2 protein-coding genes are annotated in these 5683 nt (G+C 63.3%); both read left to right on the top strand.

The genetic code is table 11. From position 1 onward, the window contains the following. The first annotated feature begins 21 nt into the window (after positions 1–21). Complete coding sequence (locus NKJ67_RS34955; protein ID WP_352585871.1) at positions 22–5436, top strand: beta strand repeat-containing protein; 5415 nt, start codon at positions 22–24, stop codon at positions 5434–5436. Positions 5437–5442: 6 nt separating this feature from the next. After that, positions 5443–5683 (top strand): hypothetical protein (locus NKJ67_RS34960; RefSeq protein WP_352585873.1); only part of this gene is annotated, 241 nt, incomplete at its 3' end.

Here is a 5683-nt window from a genome sequence, read left to right on the forward strand (position 1 = left end):
GACAAGCAGGGCAAGGGCACCTTGCAACGCGCGGTCACAACCGAGATCGATGCGAAGACGACAATCAGCGCCGATGCGACCGGCAACGGCGATGGCGGCACGGTCATCGTCTGGTCCGACGAGCAGACAAAGTTCGCGGGCAAGATTTCCGCACGCGGCGGCGATGACGGCGGCAATGGCGGCTTCGCGGAAGTGTCCGGCAAGCAGCGCCTCGATTTCACCGGTGAGGTCGATCTGCGCGCCCGGTTCGGCGATACCGGCGACCTTCTGCTCGACCCCTACAACGTCACCATCTCCAACGCTGCCGGCAACACCGGCGGCAGCATGTCCGCCAACACCGATGACAGCGTCATCAACGTCACCACGCTGCAGAACCTTCTCGCAACCGCCAACGTCACCATCTCAACCGGCAGCGGCGGTTCGCAGGCTGGCGACATCACCATTGCCGCGCCGATCAGCTGGAACACCAACACGCTGACGCTCAGCGCCTCTCATTCGATCGTCTTCAATGCGAACGCCACGATCGGCGGCGTCGGCGGCCTGTCGCTGGTCACCAACAATGGCGGCACCGGGGGCACGATTTCCTATGCCTTGGGTGCATCGGCGACCTTCACCGGCACGCCCGGTGCGCAGGCGCTGTCGATCGACGGCCAGAGCTACACGCTGATCTACGATGTCAACGGCCTGCAGGCGATCAACAGCGGCCTGACCGAACGCTATGCGCTGGCCAAGAATATCGATGCCAGCACCACGTCCAGCTGGAACAGCGGTCTCGGCTTCATATCACTGGGCACCGACGGCAACAGCAACATCCAGAACGGCGGCAATGGCTTCACCGGCTCGTTCGACGGGCTCGGCCACACCGTCGACAGCCTGTCGGTGACGCAGTCCGCCGCCCAATATGTCGGCCTGTTCGGCTATATCGGCGCGGGTGGCCTTGTGCAGAATGTCGGCGTCACCAATGTGACGGTCCGGGGGTTCAGGACCCTCGGCGGGATCGCCGGGTTCAATGCCGGCACGGTGGCCCAGAGTTATTCGACTGGTCAGCTGTTCACCACACAATACGGGTCCGCCTCAGGTGGTCTGATCGGCGAGAACGACGGCGCACTCTCCGACAGCTTCTCGACGGTGGTCGTCAATGCTCGCGATACGAACACCGCCGGCGGCGCGGTAGGCTTCAATAATTTCGGCACCATCGATCGCGTCTATGCCATGGGCGCTGTCGATATCGGCAGCGGCGGCGCGGCCGTCGGCGGCCTCGTCGGATCGAATTATGGCTACTCGGGGGTCGGCGAGGGCGGCAGGATAACCGACAGCTATTCGACCGGCGCGGTCAGCGGCGGATGGAATGTCGGCGCGTTCATCGGCAACAACCTTTACGACGGCGTGGTCACGGGCGCGTACGACACATCGACATCAGGCCCCTACAATACCACATCCATCGCCAAGCCTGCGATCGGCGGCGGCACCACCGGCCCCAATGTCAATGTCGTCGGCCTGTCGACCTCCAGCTTCCAGAATGGCGGCGCCAACGGACTGAGTGCCGCCTTTGGCGGCGGGACTGGCGGCCTCTATCCCTATCTGAAGAGCTTCTACCCCAATGGCGTCCAGGCGATCTCCGGAATTGCTTACAAGGATGCCGGCAACACGCCACTGATTTCCGGTACCGGCCAACCCTATTACACAAAGAATCCCGGGCTGGTGTCCGTCGTCTCCGGCGGCGTAAACCTCGGCACAGTCTCGACCGGCGTCAACGGCTACTACTATCTCGCTCTGCCGGCGGGCGCGGTCTCGAACTCGGTGCTCGCTTACACCGTTGCCGAAGCGGACTCGGGCGCCAAGAATAGCGTGACCTTCCGGACCGGCCTGTCCGGCAGCAATGTCTCGAACCTCAACGTCTATGGCGACTGGCGGCTCGACGAGACGGATGGCTCGATCGCTTCGCTATCGGCGCTGAGCAGCGCCTATAGCGCGGCTATTGGGTCAACCTCTGTCGGCAGCCTGTCCTTCGCCAATCGCCAGATTGAAACCGCAGCAGCCACCTTCGCCCTCAACCAGGCGCTGTCGGTCGGCACCGGCACGCTGGCGCTGTCGTCGAACGGCGTGGTGACGCAGACGAGTGGCCTGACGGCGGCGTCGCTGGTTCTCGGTGGCACGGGTAGCTTCACCCTGACCAACGCCGGCAACCAGATCGGCAACGTCGCCGGCAACGCCGGTTCCGTCGATCTGCGCGATGGCGCAAGCCTGACGATCGCCAGTGCTTCCACCGCCCGCGGGGTTACGGCGACCGGGGTGAACACCACCGGTTCGGTAAGGCTTCAGACGGCGGGCAATCTGACCATCGCGGCAAGTGCGACGATCAGCGGAACGGATCCGGTGCTCTCAGCCGCAGGACAATTCATCAACAGTCGCGGCAGCGATGCCGTCACCGCCACCAGCGGACGCTGGCTGGTCTATGCGGCAGCTCCCACCGGAAACAATTTCGGCAATCTCGACAGCGGCAACACCGCCATCTGGAACACGACCGCCGGCGGGGCGGTGAGCGCAACGGGCAATCGCTATGTCTTCGCCTATCAGCCGACACTGACGTTTACGTCCAACAGCGCGACCAAAACCTACGGCGACACCGCCCTGCCGGCACTGACCTATTCAGTGGCGGGCTATCAGGCGGGCGCGGTCGGCGCCTATCTCGGCGACACCGCCGCCACGACCTTCAGCGGCGACCCAAGCGTCACGTCCGTCAACCCGCCGGGCAATACACAGGTCGGAGCAGGATCGTATGCAATCACCGTCGGCGCCGGCAATCTCGCGGCGTTGAGCGGCTATGGCTTCGCCTACAGCAGCACCGGCCTGCTCACCATCGGCAAGCGCGCGGTGACGGTGACGGTTACGCCGGGCCAGGGCAAGATCTATGGCGATGCGAATCCGTCATCCTATGCGTACACCGTTTCGGATCTCGGCGCCGGCGTGGCTCTGGTCGGCACCCTCAACCGCACGGCCGGGAACAGTGCCGGCACTTACGCCATCAACCAGAACAGCATCACCAACGCTAACAATTCGAACTACGACATCACCTATGTCGGCGGCAGTTTCGCCATCGCCAAGCGCGCGATCACGGTCACGGCCGATGCCAAGAGCCGTATCTATGGCAACGCCAATCCGTCGCTGACCTACCAGCTGACATCAGGCAGTTTTGTCAATGGCGACAGCTTGGGCGGTTCGCTGACGACATCGGCGACCACGGCATCCGGTGTCGGCAGCTATGGCGTCACGCAGGGTACGCTCAACAACAACAATTATGCGATCACCTACGCCGGCGCCAATTTGTCGGTGACGCCGCGCGCGATCACGGTGACGGCGAATGCCAAGAGCCGTGCCTATGGCGATGCCAATCCGGCGCTGACCTATCAGCTGACATCAGGCAATTTCGTCAATGGGGACAGCCTGAGCGGTGCATTGGCAACAACAGCTACGACGGCATCCAGTGTCGGCAGCTACGGCATCACGCAAGGCACACTCGCCAACGGCAACTATGCGATCACCTATGTCGGCGCCAATCTGTCGGTGGCGAAGCGCGCCATCACGGTGACAGCCGATGCCAAGAGCCGCATCTATGGCGATGCCAACCCAGCGCTGACCTATCAGCTGACCACGGGCAATTTCGTCAATGGCGACAGCCTGAGCGGCGCGCTCGCAACAGCGGCCACGACAGCATCTGGTGTCGGCAGTTACAGCATTACGCAAGGCACACTCGCCAACAGCAACTATGCGATCAGCTACGTCGGCGCCAATCTGTCGGTGGCGAAGCGCGCGATCACGGTGACAGCCGATGCCAAGAGCCGCATCTATGGCGATGCCAATCCGGCGCTGACCTATCAGCTTACATCAGGCAATTTCGTCAATGGCGACAGCCTGAACGGTGCGCTGGCGACCTCGGCAACGACAGCATCCGATGTCGGCAGCTACGGCATCACGCAGGGCACGCTCGCCAACAGCAACTACGCGATCAGCTATGTCGGCGGAAACCTGTCAGTGACGCCGCGCGCGATTACGGTGACGGCCGATGCCAAGAGCCGTGTCTATGGCGATGACAATCCAACGCTGACCTATCAACTGACCTCGGGCGATTTCGCCAATGGCGACAGCCTGAGTGGTGCGTTGGCAACGACCGCCGCGGCATCATCCGATGTCGGCGGCTACAGCATCACCCAAGGCACGCTTGCCAACGGAAATTACGCCATCAGCTATATCGGCGCGGATCTTTCGGTGACGCAGCGCGCGATCACGGTGACGGCCGATGCGGGCCAGAGCAAGATCTACGGGGACGGAGATCCGCTGTCTTACGGCTACGGAGTATCCGATCTCGGCAGCGGCGCAGCGCTGACCGGCACGCTTGATCGCGCCGAGGGCGAGAATGTCGGGACCTATGCCATTGGCCGCGGCACTCTCACCGATGCGGCCAACGCCAACTACGACATCACCTATGTCGGCGCCGGTTTCAGCATCGGCAAGCGATTCGTGACCGTCACTGCCAGCTCGGGCCAGGGCAAGACCTACGGCAATGCCGATCCGTCGTCCTATGGCTACACCTTCACCGATCTCGGCAGTGGTGCGGCGCTGGTTGGCGCTCTCCACCGCACTCCCGGCGAAGATGTCGGCGCCTATCAGATCGGGCAGGGCACACTCGCCAATGCGGCCAATTCGAACTACGACATCAGCTATGTCGGCGCCGATTTCAGCATCGGCAGGCGTGTCGTGACCGTCACGGCCAATTCGGGCCAGGGCAAGATCTACGGCGATGCCGACCCGTCCTCCTATGGCTACACCAGCACCGATCTCGGCAGTGGTGTGGGATTGGTCGGCGCTCTCGATCGCGTTTTGGGAGAGAACGCCGGAGCTTACGCGATCGGCCAGGGCACGCTTACCGACAGCGCCAATTCGAACTACGAGATCAGCTATGCCGGTGCCGATTTCAGCATCGGCAAGCGGGCGATCACCATAGTGGCGGATGCGCAGAGCCGGCCGCAGGGCATGCCCAATCCGCCACTCACCTATTCGATCGGCGGTCTGGGGTTGGTCAACGGGGATACGTTTCTTGGCGCGCTCTCGACTGGGGCGACACACGCTAGCCCTCCTGGCAACTACGCCATCGAACAGGGAAGTCTGACCCTCTCGGCCAACTATGAGCTGACCTATGTCGGTGCCGATCTGGTGGTCTCGCCGCCCAACACCGTGCCGGCACCGGATGCGGCCAGCACGGTCGCGTACAACGCCGATGCCCACGCTGCTGGCGGGCCGGCTCCGGTTTTTTTCACCGGACAGCCGGTGGATGGCGATGCGCAAACGCTGGTCGAAGACCCGCGGCTTGATGGCCCCGCCTTCTGCCAGGGCGTGGCGGACGCAGCTTCCGTCTGCAGCGTTGCCTCGATCCGGTAGGAAGACATGACCGCGCAGCGCCAAACCCTCTCACTGCAGCATCTCAACCGCACCGGCGCCCCCCTGATGGCGCTGCTTTTGACGTCGACGGCGCTTGTCGGTTTCACGTCGGCGCGAGCACAGGAACTGCCAACAGGCGGCAGCGTCGCGTCCGGCGGTGTCACCATCGCCAATCCATCGTCGTCGCAACTGACCATCAGGCAGTCGACCAGTTCGGCGATCGTCAACTGGCAGAGTTTTTCCATCG

The organism is Mesorhizobium sp. M0088 (assembly GCF_040322895.1).
GTDB lineage: Bacteria > Pseudomonadota > Alphaproteobacteria > Rhizobiales > Rhizobiaceae > Mesorhizobium.